The organism is Stenotrophomonas sp. SMYL8 (assembly GCF_036320065.1).
In the GTDB taxonomy this organism is placed as follows: domain Bacteria; phylum Pseudomonadota; class Gammaproteobacteria; order Xanthomonadales; family Xanthomonadaceae; genus Stenotrophomonas; species Stenotrophomonas maltophilia_A.
This window is the reverse complement of the sequence record NZ_JAWIRR010000023.1, coordinates 47,114-67,805: the sequence shown is the minus strand read 5'-3', so window position 1 is coordinate 67,805 and position 20,692 is coordinate 47,114. Positions and strand designations below refer to the sequence as shown.

Here is a 20,692-nt window from a genome sequence, read left to right as displayed (position 1 = left end):
CCGGCAGTGAAGGCAGGTCCGGGTGCGCTGCAGTGGGGGCTGCTCCGCGCCCTGCTATGCCTTGCACTGGGTGTTGCCGCACTACCGATGGCCGATGCCGGCGAGCCCGCCGGCACGCTGGAGATCGACGTGGGCGCCGGCCCACTGGTGCCGGCACTGCAGCAATGGGCCCGGCAGAGTGGCACCGCCCTGCTGTTCGACGCACGTGAACTGGATGATCTGCGCACCGGCGGCAGCCGTGACCAACGCGATACCGGGGCCTCCCTGAAGCAGCTGGTCGCCGGCCTGCCGGTGAACATCCTGCGCACTTCATCCGGTGCCTTTGTCGTGCGGCGCGTCCATCCCGAGCCCCCTGCCACGCCGCCGAAAGCGGTCGCAGCCCCGCGCCTGCCGCGCCCGGCTCCCAAGTCCGCCGACACGCCACACCAGGTGGAACTGGCGCCCATCCATGTCACCGGCAGCCGGCTGCCGCGCTCTTCGGTGCAGACCACACTGCCGGTCACCACCATCGATCGCGACGATATCCTGCGCAGCGGCTACGGCAATCTGTTCGACCTGCTGCGGCACCTGCCCGGCATGAACGGCCATCCGGCCATGAGCACCTCGCGCGGCGGCGATTCGCAGTACCTGCCGGTGGGCGCAGCGGCCACCACCAGCCTCGACGGCATGGGCCCGCGGGCGACGCTGTTCCTGGTCAACGGCCGGCGCCTGCCGCGCTATCCGATGGTGTCGCTGGAACAGGGTGGGCTCACCGACCTCGGCGGCATTCCGCTGAGCTTCGTCGACCGCATCGAACTGGTACGCGGTGGTGCCTCGGCCATCTATGGGGCCGACGCCATGTCCGGCGTGGTCAACATCATCCTGCGCGACCAGGCCGATGGGCCCGAAGCCATGCTGCAGACCGGGCTCAGCAGCCGGGGCGATGCGGGCCAGTACCGCCTGCAGGCCGCCACGGGCGGCGCGCGTGGCAACGGGGACCGCTGGTTTGCCGGACTCGATCTGCACCGTGTCGACCATGTCGCCGGTGACCAGCGTGACTGGCACGCGGAAACCTCGCTGTATCCGATCGGCGCGATCTTCGGCAACTGGTACGTGCCCGCCCGGCGCTGCGAGCCGCCCCTGAAGCGGCGCGAGGATGGCTGCTGGTTTGACAGCGCGCGGCCGCGGTCGCTGCAGCCCGCCTCGGATACCGCGTCGGCCTTCCTGCACTACCGGCATGAACGTGGTGAGGGACGCTATGCCTATGTCGAGGCGCGGGCCAGTCACAACCGCCAGCGCTTCGATCTGGGCCCGACCGCCGTTGCGGTGGTCTCGCGCGGGATCACCTTCAACAGTGTGCTGCGTGAGGCCGGCAACGTGCGCCCCAGCGTCCGCGCCACCGATGCCGACCTTACCTTCGGCATCGGCCGCGACCAGGGCCGGCGCAGCTGGGAGGCGGGCATCAGCGCGCAGCGCAGCGACGTGACCTTGTCCACTGCAGGCACCGTGCGCACGACACGCCTGCTTGAAGCAACGCAGGCGCGCAGGTTCACTCCCGGTTTCGACGCGCCGCCGGCGGCCGAGGCGGACACGCTGTTTCCGTCCATCCGCAACCGCGGCAGCACCGCACAATGGCAGGGCTGGTGGGGCGTGCAGCGTGAGCTGATGGCAATGCCCGGCGGCAATGCGCAGCTGGCCACCGGCATCGACCTGCGCCATGAACGCTGGACCTCGCGTCCGGACGCACTGCTGAGCCAGGGCGACCTTGCGCTGGGCCTGCCACAGCAGCGACGCCGCCTGTCGCGACAAAGCAGTGGCGTCTACGCCGAGCTGGGCCTGCCGCTGGCCCCCACGCTGCGCGCGGACCTGGCTGCACGCTGGGACCGCGACGGCGGCTTCATGGCGTTCTCGCCTCGTGCCGGGCTGCGCTGGAGCCCGACGCCGCACTGGTCGTTCCTGCTGGCCAGCGGGCGCGGCTATCGTGCACCGAGCCTGTTCGAGCAACGGCGGCCTCCCGGCTACTTCGGCTCGATCACGCTTCCGGTGTCCAGTGCCCTCCCGGAATGTGCGATCGCCACGCGTGGTGGCGGCTGCAGCGTCACGGCCAACGTGGTTGAGAACGATGCACTGAAGGCCGAACGATCACGCAGCCATTCGCTGGCAGCCACGTGGACGCCCGACGACACGTTCTCGCTGTCGCTGACCCACAACATCGTGGAACTGCGCAACGAGATCCTCGCCCTGCAGCCGAGCGATGCGGTGTGGAACCGCAGCACGTGGGAACTGGATGAAGACGGCCACCTGGGCAGCCTGCGCCTGTCGTTCGACAACATCGGCCGCACCACCTCCCGCAACTGGGTGCTCCGTGGCGAGTACCGCATCGACAGCGGCAGCAACGGCCAATGGTTGTTTTCGCTCGATGCGCTGAAGCAGCAGGAACTGCTTCGCCGCCGTGACCATGAGGCCGCCGTGGACCTGCGTGGTCATGTGACACCCGAGCTGGCTGCGGTGTTGAACGTGCAATGGCAGAACAGCAACTGGGACATCGCGCTGCGCGGCAACCAGATCGGGCGCACGCGTGCCTGGCTGCCGGGGGCGGAGTGCCCGCAGAAGCAGGTCGACCGGAACCACTGCATGAACCCACGGCAGCTGCGCTGGAACCTGCACCTCGCACGCCGGCTGGGGCCGCGCATCGTTGCAGCGCTGGACGTGCACAACGTGCTGGACACGCAACCGGTGAACTATCTGGTCGGCAATGGCGGGCAGATGCCCGGGCTGGACGATCCGCTCGGCCGCTACTACCTGCTTACCCTGCAGTTCCGCTGAAGCGTAGTAATCTACGCGCCCTGTTCCACCGCGGTCCCCTTCCCCCATGAAAGCCTATCTCTGGTTCTGGGGCGCGTTCCTGCTGTTCTTCGCGTTGCCTTTTCCCTGCATTCTCTATTTCGGCACTTCGTGGCCGGTAGCGCTGGTCGACCGCAGCGCACCGTGGCTGGCACTGTTGCTGCTCGCACTGTCGATCGTCCTGTGGCTGACGCTGCTGTTCGCCTTCCTGCACTACCTGTTGCTGGGGCCGCCACGCGCACTGCACCGGGTGCAGTCGATCCTGGCCGACGGTGAACCGCGCAGTGCGCTGATCGAGCAGGCCGAACAGACCGGCGTGCAGGTGCGTGGGTTCGCGCAATGGAAACTGCAGTTGTCCTTCAAGAACCTGTCCGGTACGCCGGTCCGCGAACAGATGCTGGTGGTCGACAGCAAACCCCAGCTGCATCGCTTCGAGGTGGGCAGGCACATCGATGCGCGCCTGGGCCGGACACCCGGAGCATTCCCCAACATCGTGCTGGACGGTGCCCAGCCCGAACTGAATGTCGCCAGCCTGTGGCGGCGCGGCATCGGTGCAGCACTCGGCATCGCCATCGTTGCCGCTGCCTATGTGTGGGCCTACCAGCTGCAGAGCGAGGGGCTGGGCTGGACTTTCCTGTCGTTCGGTCACCCGCTGCTGGTGTGCCCGCTGGTGCTGTGTGGCTATGCGCTGGGCCTGCGCCTGCTCGACCGCCTGCTGCACGCCGATGCCCGCGGCGATGCGCTGAAGTATCGCGGCATCGGCGTGGAGGCCAGGGTGTTGAAGGTGCGTCAGACCGGCACCTACCTCAACGAACAGCCACAGGTGGAGTTCCAGCTGGAATACATCGACCGCGAAGGCAACGTGCAGCAGGCTCGCGTGCGCCGCTTCATCCCGCTGATTGAACTGGCCAACATCCCGCGCGAGCATGTGACGCTGCTGTACGACCCGGATGACCGCAGCAACGTACGCCTGGAGGGAGTATGAAACAGCCGCCCTCAACCCGCACCGTGTTCCTGGTACTGCTGCTGGTTCTGGCGGGCGTGGCCGTTGCCGGAGGCGCCCTGCAGACCATCAGCGAAACGCTGGGGCATTCGGTACAGCCGGACCGGTTGCCTGCCTCCGTCTCGTCCCAGTCGCCGCGCGAGCAATCCGCATCGCTTGTGCCGTCCCCGGCGCCCTTCCCCGCCGCCAGCACCGCTGCGGCGCCCGAGCGCAACAACCGCCTGTTCGATGCGGACTACCTGCTGGCTGCCCGTCAGGCACTGGAGCAGATGCCAGCGCTGGCCGGCCAGCGGCTGACGGTCTTCCACAGCATCCACTTCTACGACGATGGCCGCATCAACCTCGATCTGGTCGATCCGCAACAGCCGGGCCACGTCGACAGCTATCACTTTGAACGTGGCCAATGGCGCAAGGGCAATCCGGTGAACCCGCAGCAGTTTGCGCCGACCATCAGCCTGCAGCGCAGCAGCACATCCCTGGCCAGCATCGATTTCGAGGCTGTGCCGCGCGTGGCGCAGGCGCTGCAGGAACAGCGCAATGCGCTGCAGAACCCCGCATCTGAAGTCGGCCACGTCTACGTGATCGTGCGCAAGGGCGGCAAGCTGGTGTGGCTGCCGGACGAAGTCGCCGGTGACCGCGAATCCATGCGCCTGCAGTTCGATGCGCAGGGCGCCCTGCGCGGCGTGAGCCGCCGGTAGGCCACACAAAAAAGGGGACGGAGGGGATTAAGTCGTATGTGCCTTGGTGCGGTTTGCGACTTAATCCCCTCCGTCCCCTTTTTCTATTTCACCGAGCGCGCGATGGCGTACTGCGCGGCGTAGTACGTGGACAGCACCAGCAGGCTGGCCAGCGGCAGGCCACCGGCGAAGCGGTCCCAGGCCAACAGTGAATCGCTGGCGACGAACAGCACGGCACCGGCAGCGGCCCAACGGGCACTGGCGGCCTCCATGGCGTCAGGCTGCGGGCGGCGCCACTGCCGTGCCAGGGCCAGCACCGCCATCGATGCCAGCACCACCACGTACGCCAGCACCGGAATACGCATCGGTGCGGGCAGGTGTGGCCACAGGCCCAGCACGTTGAGCACGGCAAACGCACCGAGCAGGACGCTGGCGCCGACCAGCCCACGCCCGGCACGCAGGCCTCCGCGGAAGGCGATGATGTAGCAGACATGCGCCAGCAGGAATGCGACCAGTCCCGGTACGAACGCATCCATCGGCAGCATCAGTGCAATATCGCCCACGCACGAGAGCAGCATGCCGGCCAGCACCGCACGCCGATAGAACGGCTGCGCGGGATTGTGCACGCGCCAGGCGATGGCAGCGATCAGCAGCGTGGTCGTCGGCTTGGCCAGCCAGTGCAGCCAACGCCCATCGCCATGCAGGAACGCGCCGATGATGGCGAGGATTGCCATCAGCAGGATCAGACCATCGCGGGCGCGCGGTTTCATCGCGCCTTCCACAGCTCTGCGAGGCGGTCAGGCTTGCCGGCGATGCGCTCCAGCACCGGGTACTGCAGGCCACCGTGGTAGGCGATGCTCATCGTTTCGATGCGATCGAACTGCTTCACCAGCAACACGATCGGTGCCTTGTCCTTTGCTGCTGCCGCCACCGCATCCTTCAGCCGCTGGCTGCTGTACTCGCGCCCGCCAACTGCAATCACCTTCATGCCCGGCGCCAGGCCGGCATTGAACGCCGGGCTGTCCCAGATCACGTCACCGACCGTGCCGTTGTCGAGCACGGTCGCACCCAGTGAGTACGCCAGCAACGCGGCCTTGGCGCGCTTTTCCTGTGCCTTGTAGGCGTCGTTCGGGGTATCGCGGTAGACCAGCTTCCAACCTGCCAGTTCCAGGCCGCCGGTCAACGAACCATGGCCGTCCAGGCGCCCGCGCAGGAACGTGGCCCAGTCATACGGGGCGATGCCGTTCAAGGTCGCGACCACGTCATCAAAGGTGTACGGGTTGACGTCCCAGTCGCCATTGCCGACGCCAAAGAACGCGCGCGCGAAGTCGTCCAGGCTGCGACGGTTGCCACTCAGCTCGCGCAGCTTGCCCTCCACTTCCAGCCACAGCATCTGGCCGCCGGAGTAGTAGTCCTCGCTCATCTGGTAGTTGCGGTAGGGCAACGTGCGGCGCTGGGCGATGGTCGGGTCGTTGGTGGTGTCCTGCAGCGGCCGCCAGGCCAGGCCCGGGCGACCACGGTCATAGGTCGCGGCCACGTTGGCCAGCATGTCGCGCGCCTGTGTGGTCGACCACAGGCCCGAACGCGCCGCCAGCACCTGGCCCCAGAACTGGGTCTGGCCCTCGTACACCCACAGCAGGCTGTCGCCCATCGGCACGTTGAAGTTGGCGGTGGCCAGATCGGCGCCGCGACGGTACTTCCCGTTCCACGAATGGGTGTACTCATGTGGCAGCAGGTCGCGCATCCACGCGTTGCTGTCCCACTCTGTGAAGTAGCCTGGATCGGCACTGTTCTCGCTGGAGCGGTGATGCTCCAGGCCGATGCCGCCAAGGCGGTCGGTCAACGCCAGCAGGAATTCATAGTGGTTGTAGTGGCGCGCGCCATAGAGTTTGTCGGCCTACTGCACCAGCGCGCGGTGCATCGTGATCTGTGCCTCGCTCGGCTTCAACGACTTGGCCTCGTCGGCGAACACATTGAGGTGCACCGGCACCTTCGCACCCGGGTCGAGATCGATGCGCTGGTAGTGCTCGCCGGCGAACAACGGCGAATCGACCAGATGGTCATACGAGATCGGCTTGAACACCACGGTGTCACCGTCGCGTCGCGCGGTTTCCAGGGCAGTGGCGAACGACCAGCCCTTGGGCAGGGTCACGCTGGCCTGCGCCTGCAGGTTGCGTGCATCGACCCCGGCCGGGTACAGCGAGTTGGCGTTCCACTGCAGGTTGAGCATTTCCGGGGTCATCACCACCCGGCCCTGGCTGCCGCCCTGCGAGGACAGGAAATCGAAGTGGGCGACGATCTCGCTCACGCCCTCAGGCACGTTCACCTTGAACGCATAGACGTTGAACTGGTCGCGCTGCCAGGCCAGCGGCTTGCCGTTGGCGGTCACGCGCAGGCCGGCCAGTTTGTCGATCGGGCCGGTGGGCGAATGGTTGCCGGGAATCCACTGCGGGTACAGCAGGGTCATCGGGCCAGGCTTGGCCGGCACCGTGGCGGTCACCTTGAAGATGCGCCGGGCCAGATCGCGCGCGTCCACATCGATGCGCAGCAGGCCGGGGGCCGCCGCGTTCGCCGGCGGCGAGGTCTGCGCCAGCGCAGGCGTGGCGGCCAGCGCGAACAGCACGGACATCACCAGGGCACGGGTCTTCATCGGGCAGGTTCCAACAACGGAGAATTTTCCGATGCTAGGCCTGTGCAGTGCCCGGCCCCATGGCCAAAGGTCATGGTCGGTGCGCCGATCCGTGCATGCCAAAGGCGTGCGAACCAAGGTTCGCACGCACCTTGTGCTGGTTCGCTCCCACCAGAGCGGTTTCAGTAGATCCACGCCATGCGTGGATGGAATGTGTCCAGAAGCAGTGCGAACCAAGGTTCGCACCCACCAGAGTCAGGCCCGGTCAGTCAACCAGGCGCAGGCGCAGTTCCTTCGGCAGCGCGAACACCATCGATTCCGGTTCGCCGTCCAGCTCGCCCACGCCGCTGGCGCCCAGCTCGGCCAGACGCGCCAGCACGCCATCAACCAGCACCTGCGGCGCCGAGGCACCTGCGGTCACACCGATGTGCTGCTTGCCAACCACCCACTGCGGGTCGATCTCGTGCGCGCCGTCGATCAGGTACGACTCCACGCCCTCACGACGGGCCAGCTCGCTCAAGCGGTTGGAGTTGGAACTGTTCGGCGAGCCGACCACCAGCACCAGGTCGCAGCGCTTGGCCAGATCGCGCACGGCGTCCTGGCGGTTCTGCGTGGCGTAGCAGATGTCGTCGTTCTTCGGGCCCTGCATCGCCGGGAAACGCTCGCGCAATGCATCGATGATGCCGCGCGTATCGTCCACCGACAGCGTGGTCTGGGTGGTATAGGCGAAGTTTTCCGGCTGGTTGATGTGCAGCGTGGCAACCTGCTCGACATCCTCGACCAGATAGATCTGGCCGGTGCCGGCTTCGCGGTTCCACTGGCCCATGGTGCCCTCCACTTCCGGGTGACCGGCGTGGCCGATCAGCACCACGTCACGGCCGGCACGGCAGTGGCGGGCCACTTCGAAGTGGACCTTGGTCACCAGCGGACAGGTGGCGTCGAACACCTTCAGGCCACGACGCTCGGCCTCCTGGCGCACGGCCTGGGACACGCCATGCGCGCTGAAAATGACCGTGTTGTTGTCCGGCACTTCATCGAGTTCCTCGACGAAGATCGCACCGCGCTGCTTCAGGTCGTCGACCACGAAGCGGTTGTGCACCACTTCATGGCGGACATAGATGGGCGCGCCCAGCGTTTCGATCGCGCGCTTGACGATCTCGATCGCACGATCGACGCCGGCACAGAATCCACGCGGGTTGGCGAGCAGCACATCCATCAGTTCAGTCTCCCGGCAGCGGCCGGCTTACGGTTTCGGATTGGCATTATCCGCCTTTTTGGCGGACTTGCCGTCGAACAGGCCAAACAGGGCAATGCCGATGGCACCCACCACGATGGCCGAATCGGCGATGTTGAACGAGGGCCAGGTGTAGCTGCCCACGTACCACTGGATGAAGTCGACCACATGGCCATGCACCTGGCGGTCGATCACGTTGCCGATCGCGCCGCCGATGATCAGCGCGTACGGCACCGCGGCCTTCCAGTTGCCGCGGGCAGTGCTACGCAGCCACCAGGCCATCAGGCCGCTGATGACGATCGCCAACACGGTGAAGAAGTGTTTCTGCCAGCCACCGGCGTCGCTCAGGAAACTGAACGCGGCACCGGTGTTGTAGGTGCGGTACCAGTTCCAGAAGCCGTCGATGACCACCACTGGCTGGAACTCCGGCAGGCTCGACAACACCCAGGCCTTGGACCACTGGTCCAGGCCGATGATGGCGGCCGACAGCAGCAGCCAGACCAGGGCGTTCGGATGCGGACGGGGCGCGGCCATCAGAACCAGCTCCGCACTTCACCGGCGCCGGTGATGTTGCTCACGCAGCGGCCGCACAGTTCCGGGTGGTCGGCGTTGCTGCCGACGTCGGCGCGGTGGTGCCAGCAGCGCACGCACTTGGCCTTGGTGGTCGGCTGGGCGCTGACGAACACCTCGTCGGTGGTCGCCGGGCGCACCTGCACGTCGCCACTGATGAACAGGAAACGCAGTTCATCGGCCAGCGGCTGCCACTTCGCGGCCTGCTCTTCGCTGGCGGCGATGGTGATTTCCGCTTCCAGCGCGGCACCGATCGCGCCGTTGGCACGCATCGGCTCGAGCACCTTGGCCACCTGCTCGCGCACGGCCAGCAGCTGGTCGAAGTCGGCGGCGTTGAGCTGGGCATCGGCCGGCAGCGGCGCCAGGCCGTCGTACCAGGTGGTGAACAGCACATGCTCGGCGCGTTCGCCCGGCAGGTAGCCCCACAGCTCGTCGGCGGTGAAGGTCAGGATCGGCGCGACCCAGCGGGTGAACGCTTCGGCGATGTGGTACATCGCGCTCTGTGCCGAACGGCGACCGTGCGAATCGGTCGGCATCGTGTACAGGCGGTCCTTGGTCACGTCCAGGTACAGCGAGCCCAGGTCCACGCTGCAGAAGTTCAGCAGCAGCTGCACGATCTCGGCCATGTTGTAGCCGTCGTAGGCCACCTTGATCTTCTCCTGCAGCTCCCACGCGCGATGCACGATCCAGCGGTCCAGCGCGACCATCTGGTCGAGCGGCTGCAGGTGCTGGGCCGGATCGAAACCGTCCAGGTTGCCGAGCAGGAAGCGTGCGGTGTTGCGCAGGCGACGATAGGCGTCGGCGTTGCGCTTGAGGATCTCCTGCGACAGCGACATCTCGTTGCTGTAGTCGGCCGAGGCGATCCACAGGCGCAGGATGTCCGCGCCCAGCTTGTTCATGATGTCCTGCGGCTCGATGCCGTTGCCCAGCGACTTGGACATCTTGCGGCCGTGCTCGTCCACGGTGAAGCCGTGGGTCAGGCACTGCTTGTACGGCGCGCGCTTGTCGATCGCCACGCCGGTCAGCAGCGAGGACTGGAACCAGCCGCGGTGCTGGTCGGAACCTTCCAGGTACAGGTCGGCCGGCTTGCCGAAGCCACGCGCCGCAAGCACGCCTTCATGGGTCACGCCCGAGTCGAACCAGACGTCGAGGATGTCGGTGACCTTCTCGTAGTCGGCCGCTTCGGCGCCCAGCAGTTCAGCAGCATCCAGCGAATACCACACGTCGATGCCCTCGGCTTCGACGCGGTCGGCGACCTGCTGCATCAGCTCCACCGAACGCGGGTGGATCTCGCCGGTCTGGCGATGGGTGAACAGTGCGATCGGCACGCCCCAGGTGCGCTGGCGCGAGATGGTCCAGTCCGGACGACCGTCGACCATGCTCTGGATGCGCGCCTTGCCCCAGGTCGGGAACCAGCCGACGGTATCGATGGCGGCCAGCGCATCGTTGCGCAGGTTGGCCTTGTCCATCGAGATGAACCACTGCGGGGTGGCGCGGAACACCACCGGCGTCTTGTGGCGCCAGCAGTGCGGGTAGCTGTGGCGGATCGGGTGGAAGGCCAGCAGCGAACCGTTGTCGCGCAGCACGCCGACGATGGCCTCCTGCGCCTTCCACAGGTGCTGGCCGGCCAGCACCACGTCACCGGCCGGCGGGGTCGATTCCAGGTACACGCCACGACCGTCGATCGGGGTCACCTGGCCGGCGTTGTACTTGTCCAGCAGGCCGTACTTCTGGCTGACCACGAAGTCTTCCTGGCCGTGGCCGGGGGCGGTGTGCACCGCACCGGTACCGTCCTCGTCGGAGACGTGCTCGCCGTTGAGCACCAGGATCTCGCGCTCCGGGTAGAACGGGTGCGCCAGCAGCTGGTTCTCCAGCGCGGCACCGGTGGTTTCACCGTGCAGCACCACGTTTTCGACGCCATAGCGCTGCAGCGCGCGCTCGGCCAGGGCCGCGGCCAGCACCAGCCAACGGCGCTTGCCGTTGTGGGCCGGGCCTTCGGCCAGCACGTAGTTGATCTCCGCACCCAGCGACACCGCCAGCGAGGCCGGCAGCGTCCACGGGGTGGTGGTCCAGATCGGCACCGCCACCTCGACGTCAGCCGGCACGCTCACGCCGAACGCCTGGCCGATGGCCTGCGCGTCACGCGCGGCGTAGGCCACGTCGATCGCCGGCGATTCCTTTTCCTGGTACTCGATCTCGGCTTCGGCCAGCGCCGAGCCACAGTCGAAGCACCAGTACACCGGCTTGGCGCCACGCACCAGGTGGCCGTTCGCCACGACCTTGGCCAGCGCGCGGATCTCGTTGGCTTCGAAGTCGAAGCTCAGGGTCTTGTACGGGTTGTCCCAGTCACCGGTCACGCCCAGGCGCTTGAAGTCCACGCGCTGGATGTTGATCTGCTCTTCGGCGAACTCGCGGCACTTCTGGCGGAATTCAACGGCGTCGAGCTTGGTGCCGACCTTGCCCCACTTCTTCTCGACCGCGATCTCGATCGGCAGGCCATGGCAGTCCCAGCCCGGCACGTAGGGCGCATCGAAGCCGGCCAGGTAGCGCGACTTGACGATGATGTCCTTCAGGATCTTGTTGACCGCGTGGCCCAGGTGGATGCGGCCGTTGGCGTACGGCGGGCCGTCATGCAGCACGAACAGCGGGCGGCCGGCGGCGTTGTCACGCAGCTGCTGGTAGAGCCCCTGCGCTTCCCACTGCGCCAGAATGCCCGGCTCGCGCTTGGGCAGGTCGCCGCGCATCGGGAATTCGGTGGCTGGCAGGTTCAGGGTGGTCTTGTAGTCCTGGCTCACGCAGTGGCTCGCAATCTATGTTCGGAAAGGAGGGCGCGCGCCTGTTCGGCGTCGCGGTGCATCTGGTCGGTCAGTGCCGCCAGATCATTGAATTTCTCTTCGTCGCGCAGCTTGGCGACAAACTCCACGTCGATGTGGCGCCCGTACAGGTCGCCCTGGAAATCAAACAGGTGCGCTTCCAGCAGCGGCTCCACGCCGTCCACGGTCGGCCGCGTGCCGAAGCTGGACACCGACGGCCACGGCTGGTCGAACACGCCGTGCACCCAGGTCGCGTAGATGCCCGACAGCGCCGGGGTCTTCGGGAACCGCAGGTTGGCGGTGGGGAAGCCCAGCGTGCGGCCGAGCTGGCGCCCACGCACCACCCGCCCGCTGATCGCGTAGGGACGGCCGAGCAGATCGCCGGCGCGGGCGAAATCGCCGTCCTGCAGCAGCTGGCGGATGCGGGTGCTGGAGATGCGCTCGCCGTGCAGATCCACCGCTTCGATCTCGCCGGCGCTGAAGCCGAGCTCGGCGCCGAGCTGCTGCAGCAGGGCCAGGTCGCCGCGGCGGCGGTTGCCGAAGCAGAACTCCGGGCCGATCCAGACCTCACGCGCACTCAGGCGCTTGACCAGCAACTGGCGCACGAAGGTCTCGGCCGGCATCGCCGCCATCGCCGCGTCGAAACGCAGCAGGCCGATCGCATCGACACCCAGCTCGCGCAGGATCTCGACCTTGCTGCGCGCCAGGGTCAGCCGCGGCGGCGGCGTGCCCTGGGCGAAGAATTCACGCGGCAGCGGCTCGAACGCCACGGCCACCGCGGCCACGCCCAAGGCGCGCGCGCGGGCAACCGCGTGGCGGACCAGCGCACGATGGCCCAGGTGGAGGCCGTCGAATGCACCGATACAGACCACGCTTCCGTTGGGGAACAGCTCCCCGCCCTCGACGCTTCTGAACAGCCTGCTCATCAACTCTCGTTCCGGCCCGACCGGGGCCGCTGCTTCAATGGTGTAACCCTGAAGTATAGCCGCCACGGGCCGCGATCAATGCCCACGCAGGTCGCGCGGGCGGAAGCCCATCGCCAGCATGGCTACCGCGTAGGTCGCGCCACCGCCGCCGACCAGCAGCATCAGGCCACCGATACGGTGCCATTTGTCCATGACGGTGAAGTCGGGAACCCAATGCAGCAGGGCCAACAGCACGCCGACCATGGCCGCACAGGCCAGCAGCAGCCGCACCAGATAGCCGCCCCAGCCCGGCCGGCGCTGGTAGACATCGGTCTTGCCCAGCCAGTACCAGAGCAGGCCCAGGTTCAGGTAACTGGACAGTGCGCTGGCGATGCCCAGCGCCAGGTGCAGGCCCGGCTGCTTGCCGATGGCCGCCATCACGCCCTGCGCCTTCAGCTCGTCCGGCACCATGACCTGGTAGAGCACGGCCAGCAGGACGAAGTTGAACACCATGTTGGCCACCAGCGCGGCCACACCGGCACGGACCGGGGTCTTGGTGTCCTGGCGGGCATAGAACGCCGGCAGCACCACCTTCAGCAGGGCGAACGCCGGCAGGCCGAAACTCAGGCCGTACACCGACAGCGCGGTCATGCGGGTATCGAAGGCGGTGAACTGGCGGTACTGGAACAGAGTGGCGATCAGCGGCTCGGCCAGCAGCAGCAGGCCCAGCATGGCCGGCACCGAGATCAGCAGGGTCATCCGCAGGCCCCAGTCCAGCGAGCGCGAGAAACCCTCGCGGTCGGTGCTGACGTGATGGCGGGCCAGCGCCGGCAGGATCACCGTGCCCAGCGCCACGCCGAACACACCCAGCGGCAGCTCCAGGAAGCGATCGGCCAGCGACAGCCACGACTGCGAGCCGTCGGTCAGCTTGGCCGCGATGAGGGTATCCAGCAACAGGTTGATCTGCGCCACCGACGAACCGAACAGGGTCGGCACCATCAGCGTCAGCACCTTGCGCACGCCCGGATGGCGCCAGCCCCAGCGCGGCAGGGTCAGCAGGTTGATGCCCTTCAGCGAGGGCAGCTGGAACAGCAGCTGCAGGATGCCGGCGGCGAGTACCGCCCAGCCCAGCGCCAGGATCTGTTTTTCCGGGGTGCCGCCCAGCCGCGGCGCCAGCCATAGCGCACCGGCGATCATGCACAGGTTGAGGATGACCGGGGTCAGCGCCGGCATCGCGAAACGCTGGAAGCTGTTCAGCGCGCCACCGGCCAGCGCGGTCAACGAGACGAACAACAGGAACGGGAAGGTCAGGCGGAACAGGTCGACCAGCAGGGTCTGCTTGACCGGGTCGGTATCAGCACCACTCGAGAATGCGACCGCCAGCTGCGGCGCGAAGATCAGCGCCAGCGCGGTGACCAGCATCAGCACGCCGCCCAGGGTGCCGGCGGTGCGGGCCATCAGTTCACGCAGCTCGGCATGGCTGCGGGTTTCCTTCACTTCCGTGAACACCGGCACGAAAGCGGTGGCGAAAGAGCCTTCGGCGAACAACCGGCGCAGGAAATTGGGTACCCTGAAGGCAACCCAGAACGCATCGGTAACCGCATTGGTGCCGAACGTGGTGGTGATCACCTGGTCACGGACAAGTCCGAGTACCCGCGAGACCATGGTCATGCTGCTGAACGACAGCAGGCCTCGCAACATCTTCGGTGAACTCACTCAGCGTCCCTCTTGACAATCGACTTGACGTGCATTTCTCGGGCCATCATACTAGCTAGCTTGCTGTTCCCATAACACCGATTTTTTCAGGAAACCACCACCGTGGCCAATATCAAGTCCGCCAAGAAGCGCGCCAAGCAGACCGTCGTGCGCAACGCGCGCAACGTGGCTCAGCGCTCGATGCTGCGCACCGCTGTCAAGAAAGTGATCAAGGCGCTGGACGCCAACGATGCCGCCGGCGCCGAAGCCGCCTTCGCCGTTGCCCAGCCGATCCTGGATCGCTTCAGCGCGCGTGGCCTGATCCACAAGAACAAGGCTGCTCGCCACAAGAGCCGCCTGAACGACCGCATCAAGGCCCTCAAGGCCGCCTGATCCGGCGTTGCCGCCCTGCCCCTTCGGGGGTCGGGCAGCAAAAAGAACCCGGCCCCGGCCGGGTTTTTTGTTGCCTGCGATCCACGCGATCCGGTAGTGGGGGGGGGGGGGGGGGGGGGGGGCGCCCGCGGCCGCGGGGGGGGGGGCGCGCGCGCGGCCCCCGCCCCCCCCCCGCCCCGGTCGTCCGCGCCGCGGGCGCTCCCCCCCGCCCCCCCCCCCCCCCGCCCCCGGCACTAACGGAAAATGAAAAACCCGGCCGAAGCCGGGTTTTTCGCATGGAACCACAACAGCATTACTGCGCGTTGCGGGCTTCCAGCTCGTCTTCCTTCTGGCGATCGAAGAAGGCCATGATCCGGCTCATGATCGGGAAAGTACCTTCGCGGCCCAGCGCGGAGACCAGGAACCACGGCTCCTTCCAGCCCAGCTCGGCAACGATCTGATCGGCCGCAGCCTTCGCTTCGTCTTCGAACATCAGGTCGGCCTTGTTCAGCACCAGCCAGCGCGGCTTCTGCAGCAGCTCCGGATCATGCTTTTCCAGTTCGCGCTCGATCGCGCGCACCTGCTCGACCGGGGAAATGCCTTCCACCCCGCCTTCCATCGGCGAGATGTCCACCAGGTGCAGCAGCAGGCGGGTGCGCTGCAGGTGGCGCAGGAACTGCGCACCCAGGCCGGCACCGTCGGCAGCGCCTTCGATCAGGCCGGGAATGTCGGCAATCACGAAGCTGCGGTAGTTCTCCACCTTCACCACACCCAGGTTCGGGTACAGTGTGGTGAACGGGTAATCGGCCACCTTCGGCGTCGCCGCCGAAACGGCACGGATCAGGGTGCTCTTGCCGGCATTGGGGAAGCCCAGCAGGCCGACGTCAGCCAGCAGCTTCAGTTCCAGCTTCAGCGTGCGCTCTTCGCCCGGCTCGCCCGGCAGCGCCTGGCGCGGCGAGCGGTTGGTCGAGCTCTTGAAGTGCATGTTGCCGAGGCCACCACGACCGCCCTGCGCCACCAGCAGGCGATCACCATGCTGGGTCAGGTCGCCGATGATTTCATCGGTGGCGACGTTGATCACCACGGTGCCGACCGGCACGGTGATGGTCAGGTCTTCGCCGCCCTTGCCATAGGCCTGGCGGCCCATGCCGTTCTCGCCACGCTGCGCCTTGAAGATGCGGTCATGGCGGAAGTCGACCAGGGTGTTCAGGTTTTCGTCGGCGCGGATGTACACGCTGCCGCCCGCACCGCCGTCGCCGCCGTCCGGGCCGCCGAGCGGAATGAACTTCTCGCGACGGAAGCCAATGCAGCCGTTGCCGCCGTTGCCGGCGAACACTTCGATTTCTGCTTCGTCTACCAGTTTCATTGTTTCGATGCCTGCGATGGGCGCGGCCTGCCTGCCGTCGCCTTGAATGTTATGCCAGCCACTGGCCGGCACCCCGGCCTGGCCGGTCTTGCTTTCACTCTAACGAAAAGCCCCGCCGAAGCGGGGCTCTTCATGCAGCACCCCCATGCCGAGGCACGGGTGCCGGCGATGCCTGGATCAGGCGTCGGCCGAGACGATGCTGACGGTGCGACGCTTCTTGGCGCCCTTGACCGAGAACTCCACCTTGCCGTCCACGAGGGCGAACAGGGTGTGGTCACGGCCCAGGCCAACGCCCGAACCCGGGTGGAACTGGGTGCCGCGCTGACGCACGATGATGTTGCCGGCTTCGATGGCCTGGCCGCCGAAGATCTTGACGCCCAGGTACTTCGGGTTGGAGTCGCGACCGTTGCGCGAGGAGCCTACGCCCTTTTTATGTGCCATGACTGCTTCTCCTGATGCTTAGCCGGCGATGCCGGTGATCTCGATTTCGGTGTAGTACTGACGGTGACCCTGACGCTTCATGTGGTGCTTGCGGCGACGGAACTTGATGATCCGGACCTTGTCAGCACGACCCTGGGACAGGACCTTGGCGGTGACGGCAGCGCCCTTCAGCGCATCGCCCAGCTTCACGCCGTCGCTGTCACCCAGCATCAGGATGTTGTCAAACTTGATCTCGCTGCCGACTTCGACTTCGAGCTTTTCAATGCGGAGCTTTTCGCCCTGCGCCACGCGGTATTGCTTACCGCCGGTGACCAGTACTGCGTACATGACCAGGCCTTCCTCTGTAGTTATTGTGGTCTGAGCTGCCGCCATCGAGGGCGGACAGGAGCGGAATTGTACGCAGATCAGCGGGCGCGGGTCAAGTCAACCCCTGAACGGCCTGGAGACCGGGCCCTGTAGAGCCGGGCCATGCTCGGCTGAACGGTTCGGGGTCCCGGCAGCCGAGCATGGCTCGGCTCTACACAAAGCTGTCGGCCGGTCTCATCAGGTGAGACATCGGGCTGGCATTGTCGCCCATTGCCCCCATCTGGTCACCTCGGTAGGCTGACCGATTGCCGTTCCCTGCTGGCCCGGCACCCAGCCAACGCCCCCACAACCGGATCCCCCATGGCGATGGATTTCATCCGCATCCGCGGCGCGCGGACGCACAATCTGAAGAACCTCGACCTCGACCTGCCCCGCGACAAGCTGATCGTGATCACCGGCCTGTCCGGTTCGGGCAAGTCCTCGCTGGCGTTCGACACCATCTATGCAGAAGGCCAGCGCCGCTACGTCGAGTCGCTGTCGGCCTATGCGCGCCAGTTCCTGAGCGTGATGGAAAAGCCGGACCTGGACCACATCGAAGGCCTGTCCCCGGCCATCTCGATCGAGCAGAAGTCGACCTCGCACAACCCGCGTTCGACCGTCGGCACCATCACCGAGATCTACGACTACCTGCGCCTGCTGTACGCCCGCGTCGGCACCCCGCGCTGCCCGGACCACGGCTATCCGCTGGAAGCGCAGACGGTCAGCCAGATGGTCGACCAGGTGCTGACGCTGGACCCGGAACAGCGCTACATGCTGCTGGCGCCGGTCATCCGCGACCGCAAGGGCGAACACGCACAGGTGTTCGACCAGCTGCGTGCGCAGGGCTTCGTGCGTGTGCGCGTGGACGGCGAGCTGTATGAAATCGATGCGGTGCCGCCGCTGGCGCTGCGCCAGAAGCACACCATCGAGGCGGTGATCGACCGCTTCCGCCCGCGCGAGGACATCAAGCAGCGCCTGGCCGAGAGCTTCGAGACCGCACTGAAGCTGGGCGATGGCATGGCCTCGGTGCAGAGCCTGGACACCGCCGACGCCACGCCGGCGCTGTTCTCCTCCAAGTACTCCTGCCCGGTGTGCGACTACTCGCTGCCGGAGCTGGAACCGCGCCTGTTCTCGTTCAACGCACCGATGGGCGCCTGCCCCGGCTGCGATGGCCTGGGCATTGCCGAGTTCTTCGACCCTTCGCGCGTGGTGGTGCATCCGGAGCTGTCGCTGGCCGCCGGTGCGGTGCGCGGCTGGGACCGCCGCAACGCCTACTATTTCCAGCTGATCGCTTCGCTGGCCAAGCACTACAAGTTCGACGTGGACGCCGCCTGGAACTCGCTGCCGGCCAAGGTGCAGCAGGCCGTGCTGTACGGCAGCGGCGACGAGACGATCACCTTCACCTACTTCACCGAAGCCGGCGGCCGCACCCAGCGCAAGCACCGCTTCGAGGGCATCATTCCCAACCTCGAACGCCGCTACAAGGAAACCGAGTCGCCGGCGGTGCGCGAGGAGCTGTCCAAGTACATCAGCGAACAGCCGTGCCCGGAATGCAATGGTGCGCGCCTGAACAAGGCAGCACGCAACGTGTTCGTGGCCGATCGCCCGCTGCCGGAGCTGGTGGTGCTGCCGATCGACGAGGCACTGAAGTTCTTCAGTGAACTGAGCCTGCCGGGCTGGCGTGGCGAGATCGCCGCGAAGATCGTCAAGGAGATCGGCGAACGCCTCGGCTTCCTGGTCGATGTCGGCCTGGATTACCTGACCCTGGAGCGCAAGGCCGACACCCTGTCCGGTGGCGAGGCACAGCGCATCCGCCTGGCCAGCCAGATCGGTGCCGGCCTGGTCGGCGTGATGTACGTGCTCGACGAGCCGTCGATCGGCCTGCACCAGCGCGACAACGAACGCCTGCTCGGTACCCTCACCCGCCTGCGTGACCTGGGCAATACGGTGATCGTGGTCGAACATGACGAGGATGCGATCCGGCTGGCCGACTACGTGCTGGACATCGGCCCGGGCGCGGGCGTGCACGGCGGCGAGATCGTCGGCCAGGGCACCCTGCAGGACATCCTGGAGGCACCGCGCTCGCTGACCGGCCAGTACCTGTCGGGCAAGCGCGCGATCGAGATTCCGGCGCGCCGGCACACGCCGAACCCGAAGATGACCCTGCACCTGCGCGGGGCGACCGGCAACAACCTGAAGGGCGTGGACCTGGCGATTCCGTCGGGCCTGCTGACCTGCGTGACCGGCGTGTCCGGCTCGGGCAAGTCGACCCTGATCAACGACACCCTGTTCTCGCTGGCCGCCAACGAGATCAACGGCGCCTCGCACCCGATCGCTCCGTACAAGGAGATCGATGGCCTGGACCTGTTCGACAAGGTGGTGGACATCGACCAGTCGCCGATCGGCCGCACCCCGCGTTCGAACCCGGCTACCTACACCGGCCTGTTCACGCCGCTGCGCGAACTGTTCGCACAGGTGCCCGAAGCGCGTGCACGCGGCTATTCGCCGGGCCGCTTCAGCTTCAACGTGCGCGGCGGCCGCTGCGAAGCCTGCCAGGGTGACGGCCTGATCAAGGTCGAGATGCACTTCCTGCCGGACGTGTACGTGCCCTGCGACGTCTGCCATGGCAAGCGCTACAACCGCGAGACGCTGGAGATCCTGTACAAGGGCTTCAACATCAACGACGTGCTGGAAATGACCGTCGAGGATGCGCTGAAGCTGTTCGAGCCGGTGCCGTCGATTGCGCGCAAGCTGGAAACACTGGTCGACGTCGGCCTGAGCTACATCAAGCTGGGCCAGAGCGCGACCACGCTGTCCGGTGGTGAAGCGCAGCGCGTGAAGCTGTCCAAGGAACTGTCGCGCCGCGATACCGGCCGCACCCTGTACATCCTCGACGAGCCGACCACCGGCCTGCACTTCCACGACATCGAAGCGCTGCTGGGCGTGCTGCACAAGCTGCGCGACGAAGGCAACACGGTGGTGGTGATCGAGCACAACCTGGACGTGATCAAGACCGCCGACTGGATCGTTGATCTGGGTCCGGAAGGCGGCCATCGCGGTGGCACCATCCTGGTCACCGGCACGCCGGAAGACGTGGCGGCCTGCCCGCAGTCGTACACCGGCCAGTTCCTGGCCCGCATGCTGCCCTCCACCAGCGCCCGCCCGGAGCAGCCGGCCGCCGTGGCCAACAAGCCCGACGCCCGCCCGCCGCGCAAGGTGAAGCCTGAAAAGGCCGAGAAGCCGGCGAAGAAGGCCGTGGCTGCCAAGAGCACCGGCAAGACCAGCAAGACCGCCACTGCCAGCAAGAAGAAAAAGGACGCCTGATGAGCAGCGAACACAAGATCCTGGCCCGCATCCCGATCAGCGTGCGCTGGCGTGACATGGACAGCATGGGCCATGTGAACAATGCCAAGTACATCTCCTACCTGGAAGAAGCGCGCGTGCGCTGGATGCTGGGTGTGGACGGTGTGTCGATGACCGACCGCATCGCACCGGTGGTGGCCGCGACCAACGTCAACTACCGGCTGCCCATCGTGTGGCCCAACGACATCCTGGTCGAGCTGTTCGTCGAGCGCCTGGGCAACAGCAGCGTGACCATCGGCCACCGCATCGTCGACCAGCAGGACGAATCGAAGCTCTATTCGGACGGCAACGTGGTGGTGGTCTGGATGGACACCCAGACCGGCAAGAGCGCACCGCTGCCGGAGGCGATCCGCAACGCGTCGACCTGACGCGCCTGTGGTAGTGGCGGGCGGGGGGGGGGGCCCCCCCCCGCGGGGGGGGGGGGGGGGGCGCCGGGGCGCCCGCACCCACCCAGGA

General features: G+C 66.8%; 15 protein-coding genes and 1 pseudogene. 6 read left to right on the top strand and 10 right to left on the bottom strand.

The window, feature by feature from the left end:
- Positions 1 to 6: 6 nt before the first annotated feature.
- Genes V3B25_RS16575 through V3B25_RS16565 form a run of 3 tightly spaced genes read left to right on the top strand, consistent with a single transcriptional unit; the run spans position 7 to position 4,524 of the window.
- Positions 7 to 2,805, top strand: a complete 2,799-nt coding sequence (locus V3B25_RS16575; protein WP_329811016.1) for a TonB-dependent receptor — start codon at positions 7 to 9, stop codon at positions 2,803 to 2,805.
- Between the two features lie 46 nt (positions 2,806 to 2,851).
- A complete protein-coding gene (locus V3B25_RS16570; protein ID WP_329811015.1) occupies positions 2,852 to 3,808 on the top strand; it encodes a hypothetical protein in 957 nt (318 codons plus the stop codon).
- Positions 3,805 to 4,524, top strand: coding sequence for a hypothetical protein (locus tag V3B25_RS16565; RefSeq protein WP_329811014.1), 720 nt, complete (start codon positions 3,805 to 3,807; stop codon positions 4,522 to 4,524). Before V3B25_RS16570 ends, V3B25_RS16565 begins: the two co-directional genes overlap by 4 nt.
- An 83-nt stretch (positions 4,525 to 4,607) precedes the next feature.
- On the opposite strand, the gene V3B25_RS16560 is transcribed toward V3B25_RS16565, so the two are convergent.
- The 7 genes and pseudogenes from V3B25_RS16560 to murJ form a co-directional block, all read right to left on the bottom strand.
- Positions 4,608 to 5,273 carry a lysoplasmalogenase gene (locus V3B25_RS16560; RefSeq protein WP_049424363.1) on the bottom strand — a complete coding sequence of 222 codons (666 nt, stop codon included), beginning with the start codon at positions 5,271 to 5,273 and terminating at the stop codon, positions 4,608 to 4,610.
- Positions 5,270 to 7,153 (bottom strand): annotated as a pseudogene (locus V3B25_RS16555) (peptidase M61). The gene V3B25_RS16560 and the pseudogene V3B25_RS16555 overlap by 4 nt, the downstream one beginning before the upstream one ends.
- A gap of 244 nt (positions 7,154 to 7,397) precedes the next feature.
- Positions 7,398 to 8,348: a 4-hydroxy-3-methylbut-2-enyl diphosphate reductase gene (ispH, locus tag V3B25_RS16550; protein WP_049424359.1), complete on the bottom strand. Its 951-nt coding sequence runs from the start codon at positions 8,346 to 8,348 to the stop codon at positions 7,398 to 7,400.
- A 27-nt stretch (positions 8,349 to 8,375) separates the two neighbouring features.
- Positions 8,376 to 8,900, bottom strand: coding sequence for a signal peptidase II (gene lspA, locus V3B25_RS16545; RefSeq protein ID WP_049424357.1), 525 nt, complete (start codon positions 8,898 to 8,900; stop codon positions 8,376 to 8,378).
- Complete coding sequence (gene ileS / locus V3B25_RS16540) at positions 8,900 to 11,731, bottom strand: isoleucine--tRNA ligase (RefSeq protein ID WP_329811013.1); 2,832 nt, start codon at positions 11,729 to 11,731, stop codon at positions 8,900 to 8,902. The genes lspA and ileS overlap by 1 nt, the downstream gene beginning before the upstream one ends.
- A complete protein-coding gene (locus V3B25_RS16535) occupies positions 11,728 to 12,675 on the bottom strand; it encodes a bifunctional riboflavin kinase/FAD synthetase (protein WP_329811012.1) in 948 nt (315 codons plus the stop codon). Before V3B25_RS16535 ends, ileS begins: the two co-directional genes overlap by 4 nt.
- Before the next feature lie 75 nt (positions 12,676 to 12,750).
- The gene (murJ, locus tag V3B25_RS16530) at positions 12,751 to 14,355 is read right to left on the bottom strand and encodes a murein biosynthesis integral membrane protein MurJ (protein ID WP_329811018.1); all 1,605 of its coding nucleotides are present in this window, start codon (positions 14,353 to 14,355) and stop codon (positions 12,751 to 12,753) included.
- Positions 14,356 to 14,472: 117 nt separating this feature from the next.
- Between murJ and rpsT the strand changes: the two genes are divergently transcribed.
- On the top strand, positions 14,473 to 14,742 hold the full coding sequence (rpsT, locus tag V3B25_RS16525) for a 30S ribosomal protein S20 (protein ID WP_005408560.1): 270 nt from the start codon (positions 14,473 to 14,475) through the stop codon (positions 14,740 to 14,742).
- Between the two features lie 292 nt (positions 14,743 to 15,034).
- On the opposite strand, the gene cgtA is transcribed toward rpsT, so the two are convergent.
- From cgtA to rplU, 3 genes are all read right to left on the bottom strand, one after another.
- Positions 15,035 to 16,087 (bottom strand): Obg family GTPase CgtA, encoded by a 1,053-nt coding sequence (cgtA, locus tag V3B25_RS16520; protein WP_049424353.1) that lies wholly within the window; start codon positions 16,085 to 16,087, stop codon positions 15,035 to 15,037.
- A 177-nt stretch (positions 16,088 to 16,264) separates the two neighbouring features.
- Positions 16,265 to 16,528: a 50S ribosomal protein L27 gene (gene rpmA / locus V3B25_RS16515; protein WP_005415704.1), complete on the bottom strand. Its 264-nt coding sequence runs from the start codon at positions 16,526 to 16,528 to the stop codon at positions 16,265 to 16,267.
- Between the two features lie 18 nt (positions 16,529 to 16,546).
- Positions 16,547 to 16,855, bottom strand: a complete 309-nt coding sequence (rplU, locus tag V3B25_RS16510; protein WP_005408557.1) for a 50S ribosomal protein L21 — start codon at positions 16,853 to 16,855, stop codon at positions 16,547 to 16,549.
- A 339-nt stretch (positions 16,856 to 17,194) separates the two neighbouring features.
- Here rplU and uvrA point away from each other — a divergent pair, with 339 nt between their 5' ends.
- Positions 17,195 to 20,197, top strand: coding sequence for an excinuclease ABC subunit UvrA (gene uvrA / locus V3B25_RS16505; RefSeq protein WP_121503917.1), 3,003 nt, complete (start codon positions 17,195 to 17,197; stop codon positions 20,195 to 20,197).
- Positions 20,197 to 20,604: a thioesterase family protein gene (locus V3B25_RS16500; RefSeq protein WP_053449117.1), complete on the top strand. Its 408-nt coding sequence runs from the start codon at positions 20,197 to 20,199 to the stop codon at positions 20,602 to 20,604. Before uvrA ends, V3B25_RS16500 begins: the two co-directional genes overlap by 1 nt.
- Positions 20,605 to 20,692 lie beyond the last annotated feature (88 nt).